16 protein-coding genes are annotated in these 17,128 nt (G+C 36.2%); 6 read left to right on the top strand and 10 right to left on the bottom strand.

The features are described from left to right. Positions 1-11 precede the first annotated feature (11 nt). From RNZ47_RS08725 to RNZ47_RS08705, 5 genes are all read right to left on the bottom strand, one after another. Entirely contained in the window at positions 12-308 is a 297-nt protein-coding gene (locus RNZ47_RS08725; protein WP_311938898.1) for a DUF4298 domain-containing protein, read from the bottom strand. 245 nt (positions 309-553) lie between these two features. Beyond that, the gene (dnaN, locus tag RNZ47_RS08720; protein ID WP_311938895.1) at positions 554-1,672 is read right to left on the bottom strand and encodes a DNA polymerase III subunit beta; all 1,119 of its coding nucleotides are present in this window, start codon (positions 1,670-1,672) and stop codon (positions 554-556) included. A 75-nt stretch (positions 1,673-1,747) separates the two neighbouring features. Continuing rightward, entirely contained in the window at positions 1,748-4,132 is a 2,385-nt protein-coding gene (gene gldG / locus RNZ47_RS08715; RefSeq protein WP_311938893.1) for a gliding motility-associated ABC transporter substrate-binding protein GldG, read from the bottom strand. Positions 4,133-4,254: 122 nt separating this feature from the next. Next, entirely contained in the window at positions 4,255-4,551 is a 297-nt protein-coding gene (locus RNZ47_RS08710) for a putative quinol monooxygenase (RefSeq protein WP_311938891.1), read from the bottom strand. A 64-nt stretch (positions 4,552-4,615) separates the two neighbouring features. Beyond that, positions 4,616-5,464 carry an SAM hydrolase/SAM-dependent halogenase family protein gene (locus tag RNZ47_RS08705; protein ID WP_311938890.1) on the bottom strand — a complete coding sequence of 283 codons (849 nt, stop codon included), beginning with the start codon at positions 5,462-5,464 and terminating at the stop codon, positions 4,616-4,618. Positions 5,465-5,713: 249 nt separating this feature from the next. Here RNZ47_RS08705 and RNZ47_RS08700 point away from each other — a divergent pair, with 249 nt between their 5' ends. Both RNZ47_RS08700 and RNZ47_RS08695 read left to right on the top strand, forming a co-directional pair. Then, the gene (locus RNZ47_RS08700) at positions 5,714-6,667 is read left to right on the top strand and encodes a PhoH family protein (RefSeq protein WP_311938889.1); all 954 of its coding nucleotides are present in this window, start codon (positions 5,714-5,716) and stop codon (positions 6,665-6,667) included. Between the two features lie 350 nt (positions 6,668-7,017). Continuing rightward, positions 7,018-7,974, top strand: a complete 957-nt coding sequence (locus RNZ47_RS08695) for a phosphoribosylaminoimidazolesuccinocarboxamide synthase (RefSeq protein WP_311938887.1) — start codon at positions 7,018-7,020, stop codon at positions 7,972-7,974. A gap of 143 nt (positions 7,975-8,117) precedes the next feature. Here RNZ47_RS08695 and RNZ47_RS08690 read toward each other — a convergent pair whose 3' ends face one another. The 5 genes from RNZ47_RS08690 to RNZ47_RS08670 form a co-directional block, all read right to left on the bottom strand. Further along, a complete protein-coding gene (locus tag RNZ47_RS08690; protein ID WP_311938885.1) occupies positions 8,118-9,092 on the bottom strand; it encodes an exosortase/archaeosortase family protein in 975 nt (324 codons plus the stop codon). 134 nt (positions 9,093-9,226) lie between these two features. Next, positions 9,227-9,664, bottom strand: a complete 438-nt coding sequence (locus tag RNZ47_RS08685; RefSeq protein ID WP_311938883.1) for a GNAT family N-acetyltransferase — start codon at positions 9,662-9,664, stop codon at positions 9,227-9,229. Between the two features lie 78 nt (positions 9,665-9,742). Further along, positions 9,743-10,363: a tRNA (guanine-N1)-methyltransferase gene (locus RNZ47_RS08680; protein ID WP_311938882.1), complete on the bottom strand. Its 621-nt coding sequence runs from the start codon at positions 10,361-10,363 to the stop codon at positions 9,743-9,745. Positions 10,364-10,580: 217 nt separating this feature from the next. Further along, complete coding sequence (locus tag RNZ47_RS08675) at positions 10,581-12,029, bottom strand: glyceraldehyde-3-phosphate dehydrogenase (protein WP_311938880.1); 1,449 nt, start codon at positions 12,027-12,029, stop codon at positions 10,581-10,583. Positions 12,030-12,172: 143 nt separating this feature from the next. Continuing rightward, the gene (locus RNZ47_RS08670; RefSeq protein WP_311938878.1) at positions 12,173-13,576 is read right to left on the bottom strand and encodes a trypsin-like peptidase domain-containing protein; all 1,404 of its coding nucleotides are present in this window, start codon (positions 13,574-13,576) and stop codon (positions 12,173-12,175) included. 212 nt (positions 13,577-13,788) lie between these two features. Here RNZ47_RS08670 and dapF point away from each other — a divergent pair, with 212 nt between their 5' ends. The 4 genes from dapF to RNZ47_RS08650 are packed head-to-tail and all read left to right on the top strand — an operon-like array spanning position 13,789 to position 17,038. Then, complete coding sequence (gene dapF / locus RNZ47_RS08665) at positions 13,789-14,562, top strand: diaminopimelate epimerase (RefSeq protein WP_311938876.1); 774 nt, start codon at positions 13,789-13,791, stop codon at positions 14,560-14,562. Beyond that, on the top strand, positions 14,559-15,083 hold the full coding sequence (locus RNZ47_RS08660; protein ID WP_311938875.1) for a GNAT family N-acetyltransferase: 525 nt from the start codon (positions 14,559-14,561) through the stop codon (positions 15,081-15,083). Before dapF ends, RNZ47_RS08660 begins: the two co-directional genes overlap by 4 nt. Further along, positions 15,084-16,127, top strand: a complete 1,044-nt coding sequence (gene mltG / locus RNZ47_RS08655) for an endolytic transglycosylase MltG (protein ID WP_311938873.1) — start codon at positions 15,084-15,086, stop codon at positions 16,125-16,127. It begins immediately after the preceding gene. Beyond that, positions 16,097-17,038 carry a DUF2279 domain-containing protein gene (locus RNZ47_RS08650; RefSeq protein ID WP_376717817.1) on the top strand — a complete coding sequence of 314 codons (942 nt, stop codon included), beginning with the start codon at positions 16,097-16,099 and terminating at the stop codon, positions 17,036-17,038. Before mltG ends, RNZ47_RS08650 begins: the two co-directional genes overlap by 31 nt. The last annotated feature ends 90 nt before the right edge of the window (positions 17,039-17,128 follow it).

Genomic DNA, 17,128 nt, shown 5'->3' with positions numbered 1-17,128 from the left:
TCACATTAAAATTATCTAATTTTTTTGCTCAATTTTTCCATTTTGTTAGATAATTCAAACAAATTGGTAAGCAACGTATGAACAGCATCCTCACTCAAAACACCTCGTTTAAGGTCTTGTGGGACTTCCTTTCTTTTATCTGCCATAACGTCTTTCATATATTGAGATTCATAATATTTTTTTAATGTGTTTAAATTTTTTAAAGAATCTACAAGTTCATTCATTGCTTTGTCCGATTTTTCAACTACTATAGTGAGTTCGTCTAAAATGTTTTCCATTTTAGTAATACGTTCAATTAAATTATTCATTAGTAGATGTTTTTTATTTTCATTTCACAAATCTATAATTTTTGATTTGTTAAGTTATTGAATAGGACGGTTTTATTGGTAATGACCGCGAATGACTTGATATAAAATCGTTTTAATGTGTTATACCTAGTGTTAATCGAAATTATTGTTTTTTTCAGACAAAGTCAAAAGACAAAAAAAGCAGCAACCCAAAATTAAGATTACTGCTTTTGTATTATTAAGATTCCTGCAATCGCAGGGATTTGTTAATTATTAAGCATCACCGGCATTACCAACATCGTAATCTGTTCGCCTTCATCCAAACCGTCAATGGGTGTTAAAATACCCGCTCTGTTGGGCATGCTCATTTCCAGCTGTACCTCGTCGGAATTTAGGTTATTCAACATTTCGGTTAAAAAGCGCGAGTTAAACCCAATTTGCATATCATCACCTTGGTAATCGCAAGTTAAACGCTCTTCAGCCTTATTACTGTAATCGATATCTTCAGCCGAAATATTAAGTTCTGCACCAGCAATTTTCAGGCGTATTTGGTGTGTTGTTTTGTTCGAGAAAATACTAACACGACGTACGGAATTTAAAAACTGTGTACGGTCTATAGAAAGTTTATTTGGGTTTTCTTTTGGGATTACCGCTTCGTAATTCGGGTATTTTCCATCGATTAAACGGCAAATAAGTTCAGAGTTTTCAAAAGTGAATTTGGCGTTACTTTCGTTATATTCAATGGTAACATCTTCTTCGCTCGCTGCCAAAATTCCTTTTAAAAGATTTAAAGGTTTTTTCGGCATAATAAATTCTGTGGCTTGATTTGCTTTTATGTCTTCTCGGGTATATTTTACCAATTTATGGGCATCAGTGGCCACAAAGGTTAAGCCTTCGGTTGAAAACTGAAAAAACACACCGCTCATTACGGGGCGTAAATCGTCGTTTCCAGCGGCGAAAATGGTTTTGCTTATTGCCGTAGCCAATACATCGCCCACAACAACGGTTTTACTAGGGTCTTCTAAGGCAACCGCTTTTGGGAATTCGTTTCCATCGGCGTATGCCAAAGCGTATTTACCATGGTTAGAGCTAATTTCTATGGTATTGTTCTCTTCAACAACAAAGGTTAGTGGTTGCTCAGGAAATGTTTTTAAAGTATCGAGTAACAATCGCGCAGGTATGGCAACGCTTCCTTTACTATCGCTTTCAACATCTAATGATGAAGCCATAGTAGTTTCTAAATCGCTGGCCGAAACCGTTAGTTTTGTGTGGTCTAATTCAAATAAAAAATTATCTAAAATAGGTAAGGTGTTCGAGCTATTAATAACGCCACCTAAAACCTGTAATTGTTTTAATAAATAGGTACTTGATACAATAAATTTCATGGATTTAATTTTGAATAAATGCTACTTACAAATATATTCGATACGAATTAATATAGGAAACAAACTTATTAACATTTAAGCGGCATAATTTTTCTTTCTAAGGTAGTTGAAGGCAAAACCAAACAGAGCCAATAATCCCAATGGTAACGCAATATTAACGAGTTGCCATGTGGTTTTTTGAGACGCAATTTTTTGCTGATCTAAAAATGCCACGGCAATTTCTTTGGACCGAATGTTTATAAGTCCGTTATCATCTAGCAAATAATTAACGGCGTTCAGTAAAAATTCCTTGTTGCCGTAGGTTTGTCCCGTCCATCTGTCAAAGCCCAATTCTTGTGGTGCATTTTTAACCACATCGTTTTTAATCACATCGCCATCGGCAATAACGATCATTTTTGTTGAAACGCTTTTGTTATTTTCTTTTGAAAGATTAAAAGGTTTTATACGGTTATCATACACACTTGTAAATTCGCCTTCTAACAATACGGCGAGCGTTTGATGGCCCTTGTTGAATGATGCGGGGTTTTGCTCTTGGGTAACCACATCTAAACTAATTACTTTTGGCGTGCCTTCTAATTTGGTTAATGGTGCACTTTCTAAAAGAATGGTTTTTTTAATACTGTTTTTTAAGGTATCGATTTGATTGGCGAAATCGAATTTTACCAGATTCAAATTATTAACAATAGGGTGCTTGCTTCTTGAAGATGCCAATGGAGAATACGGCCATCTCAAATTTTGAAACTGCGAATCGCTGCCTTCGCCAATGGCCAGCGTAATAGGGGCGGAGTAGAGGGTACTTACCATTACAGGATTAATGCGAACGCCGTATTTAAAAAAGAAATCGTTTAAATTCAAATCCCTTGAAACCGCCACGTTCGAGCCCGAAGCATTGTACAAACTATCTTTTTCCATCGCCACATTATCGATAAGCCAAAGGCTTTTGCCGCCATTCATGGTAAACTGGTCTAAAACCAATTTTTCGCTTTCGGTAAAAGCTTCGGTGGGTTTTGCGGAAATAATCAAATCGAATTTATTCAAATCGTCCAGTGTTTTTTGAGCATTTTTTGAAACGCTATCTAAAGTAAAGGGCGCGATAAAATAATACTCGTTAATTTTTTTAATAAAATCTGCGATGTGTTTATCTTCCAACTGATTATTGCCTTTTAAAACTGCAATTTTTTTCTGTTTTGGGGTTGTTAATTTGCTAAATCCATCGGCAAAAGCATATTCTAAATGTTGTACCGAATTGGTGACCAAATCTTGCTGCGATGCCCCAATTTTGTTTTTTACCAACGGAATGGTAATGGTAACATCGTTATAACTTGCCAAGGCCCACGGAAAAATAATGGCCTGCGACGACCGGCCGCTTTCCTGCACACTTAATTGCATGGGTGTCAATCCGCGTTGTGTAAGTTGTTGGATGTTGCGTTCGCGAGTCGCTTCCTCTTCCAAAGGATTTATAAAGTTGAAATTGATGTTGCTGTTTTCAGCCGAAAACTCCTCAAGCAATTGTTTGGTTTCCCGTTGAAGGCGTTTAAATTCTGATGGGAAATCATCACCTTTTAAAAATACATCAACAATTAAGGGAGATTCTACGTTATTGATGATTTGTTTTGAGGCGTCGTTTAAAGTGTAGCGGTTGTCTTCGGTTAAATCGAAACGTTTATGAAAGGACGCAGAAAATATATTTACAACCAATAATCCAATCGGCAATGCCAAAAGCGGCAACAATTCCTTTTTCGAAAACGTTTTGGTTTTTATGCCTCTAACGGTTAGGGCGATAAAGAAAACGGCAACGCTTAAAAAGTATAGAATATTTTGGGTGTCCAGCACACCGCGGCTCATGCTTTTAAAATGATAGCTCATGCCCAACTGCTCGACAAATAGGTTGGAAGTGACATCCGAAATGCCTTCAAAACCAATATAAAACAAGAAACAAAGAAAAACGGCACTGATAAATGCCACAATTTGGTTGTCTGAAAGCGTTGAGCAAAACACTCCGATTGCGGTGTACGACGCTATTAAAAACAGCAAGCCAAAGTAAGACCCCAGGGTACTGCCCATATCTACATTCCCAGCAGGATTCCCTAACTGGTAAACGGTATAAACGTAAAGCAATGTGGGTAAAAGCGCGATTAATATCAACACAATGGCACCAAAATATTTACCCAAAACAATATTGGTATGCGAGATGGGTTTTGTTAAAAGTAGCTCTAAAGTACCTTGTTTTTTTTCGTCTGAAAAACTGCGCATGGTTACGGCAGGAATCAAGAAAATTAAAATCCAAGGTGCCAATAAAAAGAAGGATGATAAATCGGCAAACCCGTAATCTAAAATATTGAATTCACCTTTAAATACCCATAAAAACAAACCATTTAACAAAAGGAAAATGGCAATGACTAAATACCCAATGGGCGATGCGAAAAATGAGTTTATTTCTTTTTTAAGTATGGCAAGCATTTATTTTAGTTAAAAGTTAAAAGTTAAAAGTTAAAAGTTAAAAGAGATTTCTCACTTTGTTCGAAATGTCAAAATGTACAACTTTCATTATTCATTATTCATTATTCATTATTCATTATTCATTATTCAAGCGAAGCGACTTTATCAACACTCCAAGCCTCTGGTTTTGCATTAAAAAGCGGTTTGGTTTTACTCCAAACGGTTTTAAATAAATCGGATTGCCTATAGGCTTCCAAATCATTTTCAGAACTCCAATAACTGTAAGTGAAAAATACGTTCGTATCACTTTTATCTCGATATAATTCTAAAAACTGACAGCCTTTAAAGGTTCTGATTTTATGTTTGTTGGCGTTAAAGTTTTTAAGAAATTTATCAATGGCATTTTCGTTAAAACTCATCTTTACAATTCTTATAAACATATTTCAAGTTAAAAGTTAAAAGTTAAAAGTCAAAATGGACGTATATTTCTCTATTCTCTATTCTCTATTCTCTATTCTCAGTTTTCAAAAAACTCACACTAACGGCGTCCATAATGCCCAATCCCATTAGGGTGGATGCGCTCCCAACGGTTGTGCTATTGCTTTTGTAAACGGCTATTTCCAAAAAGCCACCAGAATTAAAAACCACCAAACCGCGGCCTTCGTCGTGCCTTTTTTCTTCGGGGGTTTCAAAATTTACAACATCGCTGTATTTGTGGTGTATTTTTTTGAATTTATAATTACGTGCCGAAACCTCATAACTCCTGCCTTTTTGAATGGTTTCAAAAAAATCGCGTTTAATGTTGGTTACCACATTGCCATAATTATCAATATAAATTACACTACCAATAATTTGTGTTTTTTCTTCATTTACATAAGGCACAATGTTTTTAATGGGCTTTATGTTGTCAATGGTTTTACCAATTACATCAAGGGTGCCACCGCGTGCAATATGGCAGGCCACTTTTACAAACACATCTAAAACCGGGAAACTGGTTTGGATCCTGTCGTGAATATTGATTTCAACAATTTTTTCAGGTGCAATTTCAGAGCAAATCATGCTCATAATACCATTGTTGGCACAAACAAAATAGTGGTCGTCCAATTTTAAGGCAATATGTTTGTTTTCTGGGTTTAATTCCGAATCAATACCAACAATATGAATGGTGCCTTTTGGGAAACTATTGTAGGCATTTTGAATAATGTAAGCCGCCTCCGGAATACTAAATGGCGATACACAATGCGAGATATCAACAATTTTAACATCGGGTAATTCGCTGTAAATAGCGCCTTTGGTTGCGCCAGCAAAGTGATCTTTTTCTCCAAAATCGGTTGTTAAAGTTATTATCGCCATTGGCAAAATTGTTGATATGTTTTTAGCATTAGGTCACCCAAATTTATGTATTTTTGGGTTTCATATTTATGTAATACAAACCTACACAAAATTTCGTGTTCGTTTTTATAATTTAAACGAAAAATATAGGTTCATTTAACCTTAACAATCAAAATAAGAAATACTGAATAAAACCAATAAATCATTTCATCTGAAAGCACATTATTGTCATTTAATCAGAACGAAAATTTTAAAATAAAAATCACGCCTTTGAACGAAATTGTAATCGAACTTGAAGATATTTCTCCTAAAGAATTTTTTGGAGAACAAAACGCCAATATCGAACTCTTAAAAAAATATTTCCCCAAACTTAAGCTTGTAGCGCGCGGTAATAAAATCAAAGCTTTTGGCGATGAAGAATTATTAGAAGAGTTCGACAGAAGAATTACCATGCTTTTAAAGCATTTCGCGAAGTATAATAAATTGGATGAAAACGTTATTGAGCGTGTGTTAACCAGCCAAAGTAGCGATGATTATACCACCTCAAAGCAAAGTGGCGAAGTTATTGTACACGGCGTTGGCGGCAAGCTTATAAAAGCACAAACGGCCAACCAGCGGAAATTGGTTGAGAGCATGCGACAAAACGATATGGTTTTTGCCATTGGTCCGGCAGGAACCGGCAAAACCTATACGGGAGTTGCCTTGGCGGTTCAAGCCTTAAAAAATAAAGAGGTCAAGCGTATTATTTTAACCCGACCCGCCGTTGAAGCCGGCGAGAATTTAGGGTTTTTACCCGGCGATTTAAAAGAAAAATTAGACCCGTATATGCAACCGCTTTACGATGCTTTGCGCGATATGATTGCACCGGAAAAATTAACGCATTATATTGAAAATGGCACCATACAAATTGCACCATTGGCCTTTATGCGCGGACGTACATTAGACAATGCATTTGTGATTTTAGACGAAGGGCAAAACACCACGCATGCCCAAATGAAGATGTTTTTAACACGAATGGGCAAAAACGCAAAGTTTTTATTAACAGGCGATCCGGGTCAAATCGATTTACCGCGCCGAACCATTTCGGGCTTAAAAGAAGCCCTATTGATTTTAAAAAATGTTGATGGCGTGGGCATGATATTTTTAGACGATAAAGATGTGATTCGCCATAAACTCGTTAAAAAAGTAATCGCAGCCTATAAAAGCATTGAGAATGCAGAGTAATAAGTTTGCAGTCTCAATTTTCAGTAAAATAAAAATAATTTGAAGCTATTTCCCGCTTTCGGCAGTCGCTTTTTTGTGTTGCATAGGTGCAACAACACAAAAAGAGCTTCAACAATGCTTCAATCGGGGCTAAACATAAAGATTAAGGTCATTGCGAATCACACTTTTTTGAGTGATGTGGCAATCGGTTAAAAAGGATGAGATTACCACGTCGCAAAAAGCGCCTTGTAATGACGAATAAATAATACTAGAAATTAAATTGTCATTCCTACGACCTGTGCTGAACTTGTTTCAGTAAGGCAGGAATCCACAAGCAAAAAATAAATAAAAATATAAACATTCGTGAATTCGTGGCAAAAACAAACAACACCATAACCGACACCAATTTTAATTTTCCGAACCAAAAAAGTGTTTACAAAGGAAAAGTAAGGGAAGTATATAATATTAACGACGAGCAATTGGTGATGATTGCAACCGATAGACTTTCGGCATTCGATGTGGTGATGCCCAAAGGCATTCCGTACAAAGGACAAATATTAAATCAAATCGCTACCAAAATGATGGCAGCTACCCATGATTTGGTTCCCAATTGGTTAACCGCCACGCCAGACCCAAATGTGGCCGTTGGTCATTTGTGCGACCCTTTTAAGGTAGAGATGGTAATTCGTGGCTATATGTCCGGTCACGCCGCTCGCGAATACAAAGCTGGGAAGCGCATGCTTTGTGGGGTTGCCATGCCAGATGGGATGAAGGAAAACGATAAATTTGCAGAACCCATTATTACGCCGGCAACCAAAGCGGAGATGGGCGACCATGACGAGGATATTTCCCGCGAGGATATTTTAAAGCGTGGTATCGTATCTGAAGCAGATTATTTGGTTTTGGAAGATTACACGCGTAAACTATTCCAAAGAGGAAGTGAGATTGCGGCGTCGAGAGGCTTGATTTTAGTCGATACCAAATACGAATTCGGAAAAACCAAAGACGGTAACATTGTTTTAATTGATGAAATACACACACCCGATTCGTCGCGTTATTTTTATGCCGATGGTTACCAAGAGCGACAAGATAGGGGTGAAGCCCAAAAACAACTCTCAAAAGAGTTTGTGCGCCAATGGCTAATAGCCAATAATTTTCAAGGATTGGAAGGACAAACCGTACCGGAAATGAGCGACGATTATATTGAAACCGTTAGCGAACGATATATTGAATTGTATGAAAACATTACGGGCGAAACCTTTGAAAAAGCCGATGTGTCAAATATTCAACAGCGCATTGAGAGGAATGTTTTGGCGTATTTGAAGTAGTGTGTTTTTTTGAAGATTTGTTTAATGGTTTTGGGCTATGGTTTACTGAGTGGTTTTGAACTGATAAATACGTAACAGATAGAATTTTGAATGAATTCTCAAGAGGGAACATTTACCCAAGCAATTATGGAGAAACATTTTTTTTACATTATTTCTACTAGTTTATCGAATAATTCATTCACAATTTCTTCATTTGAAAGAGCGTCATTTAAAATCTTTTCATAGGTGGTTTGAGCCTCCGAATTTTCAAATATTAAGGTTTCGGTTTCATTTTCATAACTCCATTTTCCTAGTTCATTTTCTAAAAGTTCAATTATTTTTTTTACCCCTTGTCCATATTCAATATGTGCGTTGATGTAAGGTGTGAATATAGGCTTTTGAATAGAGTCTTTATCCGTCAATCCTTTTATGAAGCCTTTATAGGCCTTATTGCTTTTGTCAATCCTATTAGTTTGTTCTATTAAGTAACTAACTCTATTTTGTACAAAAGATTTAAAATGGTTAGATTGATTAACGTATTCTTGAACCGTTCGCTTTTGGAACTCGAATTCTTTTGAATTATCTAGTCTATTAAGATCTAAAATTCGAGGGTCAGCAAATGCATTATAGGCTTTATTCCATTCAATGTTTGTGCTGTCAGATTTTTTAAAGAAATCTTTTAAAGCTAACCATACTTTTCTTTCCTCACCAACACTAGTCTTTAACAGGTCATCAATTGAACTTTTAATATTGGTTGATAATTCAGAATAGTTAGAATCTGTAGAGTCGGGATTAGTTAATGTTCTTTCTTTATATTCAGAAACTGCTTTTTGTAAATTATCAATTGGCTTTTGTCGGCTTTGCGCTATTTGTGCAAATTCACTAATAGAACCAAGAAACATTAATGTCAGCACAATGTTAAATGTAGTTGTTCCTCCATTATATTCTCTACCTAAAATAAACCAGAACAGTAATGCTATTAGTATTGGAAATAAGATAATTCCAATAATTGAGCCCAAACTCATTCCAAACGTATAAGCGTCAAAACCATAAATTCGGCTATTCAGAAAGATGATTATTACTGCAACTATTGAAGCATAAATTATGTTAAATTTTGATAGTTTAAATCGATGTTTCATTAGTTTTCAGGTTTTTCTAGAAATGTTTCACAATGTTTTTTGAACCAAGAATCCGTTTTAATGTGTTATATCTGATGTTAAAACGAAACTATAATTTTTTTCTTACAAACCCAAATAAATAATTATCAGATTTTTTAAGCATTCGTCCAAAAAAACATCAAATCCGTGTCCTTTACAAAACCTTCGCGCTGGTATAAATGCTGCGCGGGATTGGTGGTTTCGGTTTGTATAATAATGCCTTTAAAGTGGTTTTCTTTGCAAAGTGCTTTGGCTTTATTTATTAAAGCCGTGCCAATATTTTTATTGCGGTAGTTCGCATCGATATATAAATCGTTTAAAACATACATGGGCGACATGGATACCGAGGAGAGCAAAACATATAATTGCGTAAAACCAACGGCAACCTCATTTATATAAGCGATATAAATAACAGAATCCTGTTTGGTGAGCCGTTCTTTTAAGAATGTTTTTACGGCTTCGTTGTTTGATGGTTGTCTGTAAAAAACACGATACCCATCAAAAAGTGGCACTAAATCGTTTACATGTTTTAAAGTGGCTTGGGCAATAATCATAAATAAAAAAAATCTGCAAAAAGATACGTCGAGAGGGTCAGCATCTAAATTACAGATTTTAAGTTAAAAATGGATTAATTATATACCTTTTTGTTTATTGATTTCGTCTTGTAATTGACGTCTTACTTTTTGCTCGCGCTCTAAAGCGGTTCTTCGGTGCTCGTCAAATTCTTCTTCAATTTCCGCCAACGCTTTTTTGGCATCGCGGGTTACGGCATTACTATTATTAAACTTGTAAACAAATAGAATAAATAAAGCCAAAAGTCCAGCAATAATGGTCCACATAAGCACATTGTAATTGGTTTTGCTCATTTGCATACCCAATAGCGACATGCTGTCTTTTTCCAAATTTGTAGCCTCTAGCGTAGATTGCGTGCTGTTTAAAGCCGTCTTTAAGTCGTTTATTTCCTTTTGCTGCGTTTCAACAGTGTTTTTCGAATTTTCCAATTTCGACTTTAAGGTATTTAAAGAGTCAATGGTATGCGATTGCAAGGTGAGGAACAGACTGCGTTTTACGGCTTCGTAAGCTTGCCCATTTGTGCCTTTAAAATTACCGGATTTTTTGAGAACATACTCAAATTGATTATTAATGGTGCCAGTGTTTATAGATAGCTCTTCCTCTGGTTTAGCTTGCGAAAAACCGGTAAGTGTAATTATAAAAAAAAGAACAACAAGGGAAACATGCTTAATAGGATTCATTTTTGATTGGTTTAAAATGGTTGTATTTGGTTTTTACGAAGTTATAAAATAATGTTTATTAATACCGATATATTTAAGAAAAAGCCTCACGCAGTGAGGCTGATTTATATACGGTTAAAATTGGAATTTAGATGTTCATTTAAAATTAAATTTTAAATCTCCTTTTTAAGGGCGATAAATTCAATCGCACATTTCGCAAAAGCAAAACGCGACGCTATTAATAATAGGTATAACGTCTAACTTTGGCAATATATTTTGCTAATCTAATAACTTGATGGCTATACCCGTATTCGTTATCGTACCAAATATATAGCAATACATTTTTACCATCGGCACGTACAATAGTGGCTTTGCTGTCGTAGATTGACGGCGCTGAACTACCAACAATATCGCTGGATACCAGCTCGTCGCTTAATTCGTATTTTATTTGCTCCACCAAATCGCCTTCCAAAGCGTATTTTTTTAAAATGGTATTGATGCCGTTTATAGAGGTTTCGTTTTCTATTTCTAAATTTAGAATAGCTAACGAGCCGTTTGGTACGGGCACACGAATAGCGTTTGATGTTAATTTACCTTCCAAACTTGGTAAAGCCTTGGCAACCGCACTACCGGCACCGGTTTCGGTAATCACCATGTTTAGTCCTGCCGCACGACCACGGCGGTATTTTTTATGGAAATTATCAACCAAATTCTGGTCGTTTGTATAGGCATGAATGGTTTCTAAATGACCGCTCACAACACCAAAAGAATCTTCCATGGCCTTTAAAATAGGCGTAATGGCATTGGTTGTACACGAGGCGGCTGAGAAAATATCCACTTTATCGGGGTCGTTTTCTAAATGATTAACCCCGTAAACAATATTGGGCACGCCTTTTCCCGGTGCGGTAAGCAACACCTTATCTGCTCCTTTTGATTTTAGGTGTCTGCCTAAAGCATCCTTGTCTCTAAAGGCCCCTGTGTTATCAATAATCAACGCGTTATTGATGTTGTATTTTGTGTAATCGATATCTTCCGGCGCATTTGCGGAAATGATATTAACCGTTGTTCCGTTAATTATCAAGGCATTGTTTTTGGCATCAATGGAAACCGTTCCTGGAAAATCGCCATGAACCGAATCGTTGCGTAGCAATGATGCTCTTTTTTCTAAAATGGTTTCATCAATATCACCACGTGTAACAATGGCTCTTAAACGTAGTTGGCTGCCTTTGCCGGTACGCGTCATAAGTTCGCGGGCTACTAAACGACCAATGCGACCAAATCCATAAAGCACCACATCTTTAGGCGTAATATCGCCATTTTTACTAGCGTCGTTTAACTTACTGGCAACAAATGCCGTAGCATTACCGTGTTTGTTTTCGTCTAAATGAAACTCGTAGGTTAGCTTACCAATATCCAGTTTTGCAGGCGGAATATCAAGCATTTTAATGGCTTGTGCAATTTCAACCGAATCAAAAATTGAAATGGGTTTTTGTACAAATTTACCGGCGTATTCATGAAGGTTTAAAATCTGGCTCACGTTTCTGTCAATCAATTGATTTCTAAAGATTACCAATTCGATAGATTTGTCGTACCAAAGGTCGCTTACAATTTTTATAAACTCTACGGTTGCTCTTCTCCGATCGGCTTGAAAGGACAACTCTTTTTCATAAGTTTTATTAAAACCCATTGCTTAAAATGTTTAGTGTGTTGTTTAAAATTTTTGCAAAAATACTATATTTCAAACGTTTTCGTAGCGTATTGATACAAAAAAATAACCTCTTAAAACTTTATTGCTTTAAGAGGCTATTGTTGATCTAATTTTCGAATTTTTTATCTGAAATTATAACGTTCTTTTTCGCCTTTCGAGTTTATAAGTTCTATTCTTAAATACTCCGATTGCGATTTGTTTTTTAATATGTTTTGCACATCTTCAACCGAGTTTACCTTAACATCGTTAATGGCCGTAATAATGTTTCCGGCTTCAACACCGTTGTTTCTCCAATACTCTGCATAATTGGTATCCAATGAAATTATTTTAACACCCTTAGACACCTTAAACTTTTTTAAGTCTTTGGGTTTGGCATTTTTAACCTCGCCAACCAATGGTAATGTATAGGTTTGATTCTTTAATAAAGTAACAGGTATGTTTTCTAAATTGCCATTTCTGGAAATAACAAGTTGTACAACATCATTAGGGCGTTTGGCACTTAAATGACCTGTTAAATCTGAGAATTTTGAAATTTTAATTTGGTCAATTTCTTTTATAATATCTCCTTTTTTAAGTCCCGCTAAGTCGGCTCCAGAATCTTCAACAACAGAGTCAATATAAATTCCTTCGGTGTCATCTACACCCAATTCTTCTGAGAATCGGCTGTTTAAAGGACCGCCTTTTATGCCAAGGATACCGTTTTGTACGTTGCCATATTCCATAATATCTTCAACAACTTTACGCGCAATATTGCTTGGTACCGCGAACGAATACCCGATAAAAGACCCCGTTTGGGAAGAAATGGCCGTATTAATACCAACAAGCTCTCCGTTGGTGTTTACAAGCGCTCCACCTGAATTTCCTGGGTTTACCGCTGCATCGGTTTGAATGAAAGATTGCGAGCTGTTACCAGACAAGTCTCTGGATTTGGCACTAATAATACCCGCCGTAACCGTTGATGTTAGGTTAAAAGGGTTTCCAACGGCCAACACCCACTCGCCAATTTTCGCTTGATCGGAATCGGCAAAGGTTACAAAAGGTAAATCTTCATCAGCATCTATTTTTAAAAGCGCAATATCGGTTTTAGGGTCGGCACCAATCAATTCAGCTTCAAACGTTTTGTTATTGTTTAAAGTAACCGATAATTCATGGGCATTTTTAATAACATGGTTATTGGTAATAATATACCCATCGGCATTTATTATAACACCAGAGCCCGTGCCTAATTGTTTGTACTGTGGGTTTCTTCCTAAAAATAAGTCCTGCAGCGTCATTTGTCCTTTGCTTATCGATACATTTTTTACGTGAACAACCGCATTTACGGTATTTTCGGCAGCGAGAACAAAATTGGCTTTATCCTCTACATTGTACAAACTACTAGCAGTGCTGGTTGGTAAAAAGGTTGGCGTGGTTTGGTTTGTAGCCACAACAACGTTTTGCTTGGGTTCTAAAAATAATTTATAGGCACCAAGTGTTAGCATGCCACCTAATGCTGAAACTAGTACAAGTGTTAAAATCTTTTTCATTTTTTAATGTTTTATTTATTGTTAATTATCCCTCAGGTTTTGTGAGGTTTCATTTTAAAAGGTTGTTCCCATTAAGCGGGGAATTATTTAACGATTAAAATTAAATATTTATTGAATTTGACATTTAATTTTAACGATTTTTAACGCGTCATTTAACGGCTATTTAACAATCAGAAAACCGATTTAATATTTATATATTTGTCATTATAATTATGCGACAAACTTTTTATAAATATCAGGGTACGGGAAACGATTTTGTGATGATAGATAATCGTCAACAAACATTCGACAAAAACAATACCAAACTGATTGCATCCCTTTGCGACAGACGTTTTGGCATAGGTGCTGACGGACTTATTCTTCTTGAAAATCACAATACATTGGATTTTAAAATGGTGTATTACAACGCCGATGGAAATCAAAGCTCCATGTGCGGCAATGGGGGTCGCTGTTTAGTGGCTTTTGCCAAACAACTGGGTGTTATAAAAAACAAAGCCGTTTTTGAGGCGATTGACGGTTTGCACCACGCCACCATAAATGGCGATATTGTAAAGCTACAAATGCAAAATGTTGATGTTATTGAAAAACACAAGCAACACGTGTTTTTAGATACGGGGTCGCCGCACCATGTGCAATTTGAGAATCAGATTGATGGCTTTGATATTAAAACCAAAGGCGCAAAAATTCGTTACGGTGCGCCCTATAATAAGGCGGGAAGTAATGTGAATTTTGTTAAGAAAATTTCAAACGCCGTATTTAAAGTAAGAACCTACGAACGCGGGGTTGAAGATGAAACTCTGTCTTGCGGAACCGGTGTTACCGCAGTAGCTTTGGCGATGCACTACATTGGGGAAACCGAAAAAAACCTGATTACGTTGCAAACTCAAGGTGGCGATTTGCAGGTGTCGTTTAAAGAAGAAAATGGCGTTTATAACAATGTTTGGCTCATAGGGCCTGCAAAATTAGTTTTTCAAGGCAAAATATGATAACCCTAAAAGGCAAAAATATATACTTACGTGCTTTAGAACCTGAGGATTTAGAGTTTATCTATGCTATTGAAAACGACGAATCGGTTTGGGAAATCAGCAACACACAAACCCCGTATTCTAGATTTTTAATCAAGCAGTATTTAGAGCATGGGCAAAAAGATATTTTTGAAGTGAAACAATTGCGATTGGTGGTTACAAGTTACAATGAAGATGCCTTAGGATTGATTGATTTATTCGATTTCGATTTTAAAAACAAGAGGGCAGGCGTTGGTATTTTAATTAAAGACGATACCGATAGAAAAAAAGGTTACGGCAGCGAAGCATTGCAACTGTTGGTTAAATACAGCTTCACACATTTGGGTTTGCATCAATTATACTGTAATATTTCTGAAGAAAACGAAACCAGTATTAAACTTTTTAAAACACAAGGGTTTAAGGAAGTCGGATTAAAAAAAGATTGGAACTACGTTAGCGGTTCTTATAAAAACGAATATTTATTTCAGCTTATAAACAATTAAATGTACATCAAAAAAATTCTCTTAGCCATCGTATTTATTGGATTAGCCCTAGCGGCTTATTTTGCATATTATGTGTATAGTACCATGTTTGTGCCAAACACGGCCTTTAATAACGATACGGCTTATATTTATATAAAATCTACCGATACATACGATAATGTACGTGAGCAGTTGGTGCCATTACTTAAAGATATCGATAAGTTTGATGCTCTGGCTGAACAAAAAAAATATGTCAATAATATTAAGGCTGGTCGTTTCGCCATTAAAAAGGACATGAGCAACAACGATATTATTAATTCCATTCGAAGCAATAATATACCGGTTAAAGTGTCTTTTAACAACCAGGAGACCCTTGAAAAATTGGCAGGTCGGGTGGCATCTCAAATTGAAGCCGATAGCATAGCGCTTTTAAATGCTATGAAAGATGAAACTTTTTTGACTGAAAGCCATTTTAAGGAAGAAACGGCCTTAGGCATGTATATTCCCAATAGTTATGAGTTTTTCTGGAATACTTCGGCTGAAAAGTTTACCAGTCGCATGTTAACAGAGTATAACCGTTTTTGGAACGATTCCAGAATGGCAAAAGCAAAAGCCATTGGTTTATCCCAAGATGAAGTGATAGCATTGGCTTCGATTGTTCAAAAAGAAACCGCAAAAGTAGATGAGCGACCACGGGTTGCCGGTGTTTATATAAACCGATTAAAAAAGAGAATGCCTTTGCAGGCAGACCCAACGGTAATTTACGCATTAAAGAAAAAAACCGGTGATTTTGAGCAGGTTATAAAACGTGTGCTTTATAAAGATTTAGAAATAGATTCGCCATACAATACGTATAAATACGCTGGTTTACCACCTGGTTTAATAACCATGCCGGATGTGTCGTCCATCGATGCTGTTTTAAATTACGAAAAGCACAACTACTATTATTTTGTAGTAAACGTTGAAAATTTTGGCTATCATAAATTTGCTAAAACCTTAGCGCAGCATAACCGAAATAGACAAGAATACATCCGTTGGATAAACAATACCGGGATAAGACGATAGTGGTATTTAATTCCTTTAAATATCTGTTTTTCATTGTTTTTATATCCTCTTTTTCATTTTCGCAAACTAAGCTCGACACTTTTTTAACACCAAGCGATACCCTTAACAAACCCAGACGAAATGCTGTGGTTATTACCGAAGCTTCTCTGGCAGGTATTACCTTAATTGGCTTAAACCAATTGTGGTATTCAGATTTTGAACGCTCTAAATTTCATACCATCAACGATAATAGTGAATGGTTGCAAATGGATAAAATGGGACATGTGTTCGCATCGTATCAAATAGGAAGGTATGGAGCGCAGGCTTTAAATTGGAGCGGTGTAAGCAAAAAAGACCAATTAATTTATGGAGCAACTCTGGGATTTGGGTTCCTTGCAACGGTTGAAATTTTAGACGGATTTTCGCAAGAATGGGGCTTTTCTTGGGGCGATATTGTTGCAAATGCTTCCGGAACGGGCTTATATGTTGGTCAAGAATTACTTTGGAACGAACAACGCATCCATTTAAAATTTTCTTTTCATCAAACAAAATATGCGTCGCAAGCACCAGATAAATTAGGCGATGGATTTTTAGAGCAAGTTTTAAAGGATTATAACGGACAAACTTATTGGTTGAGTGCCAATTTGCACGATTTTTTTAAGCAAAGTAAATTTCCAAAATGGCTCAGCCTTGCCGTTGGTTATAGTGCTGACGGGATGTTACAAGGAATAAAAGATGTTGACAACGGCTTGTTAACAAATAAAAATAGGCAACGGCAATTCTATTTGAGTTTTGATGTAAATTTGAATAAAATTAGGACGAACTCGCGTTTTTTGAAATCTGTTTTTAAAATTTTTAATGTCTTAAAGGTGCCATTTCCAGCTTTGGAATTCAATAGAAAAGGCTGTGTATTTCATCTATTGTACTACTAAAAATAACATATAATCGATTAATTTTGAATTAATTAAAAAAAAGCCTAATTTTGCACGCTCAAATTTTCAAGTGTTCTTTAAATTAAATGA

It is taken from the genome of Hwangdonia seohaensis, from assembly GCF_031932625.1.
GTDB lineage: Bacteria > Bacteroidota > Bacteroidia > Flavobacteriales > Flavobacteriaceae > Hwangdonia > Hwangdonia seohaensis.
This window is presented reverse-complemented; position numbering and strand designations above follow the sequence as displayed.

What these genes read in the sequence shown, in the direction of transcription:
- RNZ47_RS08725 (WP_311938898.1), bottom strand. Translation starts at nt 308, where the DNA reads ATGAATAATTTAATTGAACGTATTACTAAAATGGAAAACATTTTAGAC.
- dnaN (WP_311938895.1), bottom strand. Translation starts at nt 1,672, where the DNA reads ATGAAATTTATTGTATCAAGTACCTATTTATTAAAACAATTACAGGTT.
- gldG (WP_311938893.1), bottom strand. Translation starts at nt 4,132, where the DNA reads ATGCTTGCCATACTTAAAAAAGAAATAAACTCATTTTTCGCATCGCCC.
- RNZ47_RS08710 (WP_311938891.1), bottom strand. Translation starts at nt 4,551, where the DNA reads ATGTTTATAAGAATTGTAAAGATGAGTTTTAACGAAAATGCCATTGAT.
- RNZ47_RS08705 (WP_311938890.1), bottom strand. Translation starts at nt 5,464, where the DNA reads ATGGCGATAATAACTTTAACAACCGATTTTGGAGAAAAAGATCACTTT.
- RNZ47_RS08690 (WP_311938885.1), bottom strand. Translation starts at nt 9,092, where the DNA reads ATGAAACATCGATTTAAACTATCAAAATTTAACATAATTTATGCTTCA.
- RNZ47_RS08685 (WP_311938883.1), bottom strand. Translation starts at nt 9,664, where the DNA reads ATGATTATTGCCCAAGCCACTTTAAAACATGTAAACGATTTAGTGCCA.
- RNZ47_RS08680 (WP_311938882.1), bottom strand. Translation starts at nt 10,363, where the DNA reads ATGAATCCTATTAAGCATGTTTCCCTTGTTGTTCTTTTTTTTATAATT.
- RNZ47_RS08675 (WP_311938880.1), bottom strand. Translation starts at nt 12,029, where the DNA reads ATGGGTTTTAATAAAACTTATGAAAAAGAGTTGTCCTTTCAAGCCGAT.
- RNZ47_RS08670 (WP_311938878.1), bottom strand. Translation starts at nt 13,576, where the DNA reads ATGAAAAAGATTTTAACACTTGTACTAGTTTCAGCATTAGGTGGCATG.
- dapF (WP_311938876.1), top strand. Translation starts at nt 13,789, where the DNA reads ATGCGACAAACTTTTTATAAATATCAGGGTACGGGAAACGATTTTGTG.
- RNZ47_RS08660 (WP_311938875.1), top strand. Translation starts at nt 14,559, where the DNA reads ATGATAACCCTAAAAGGCAAAAATATATACTTACGTGCTTTAGAACCT.
- mltG (WP_311938873.1), top strand. Translation starts at nt 15,084, where the DNA reads ATGTACATCAAAAAAATTCTCTTAGCCATCGTATTTATTGGATTAGCC.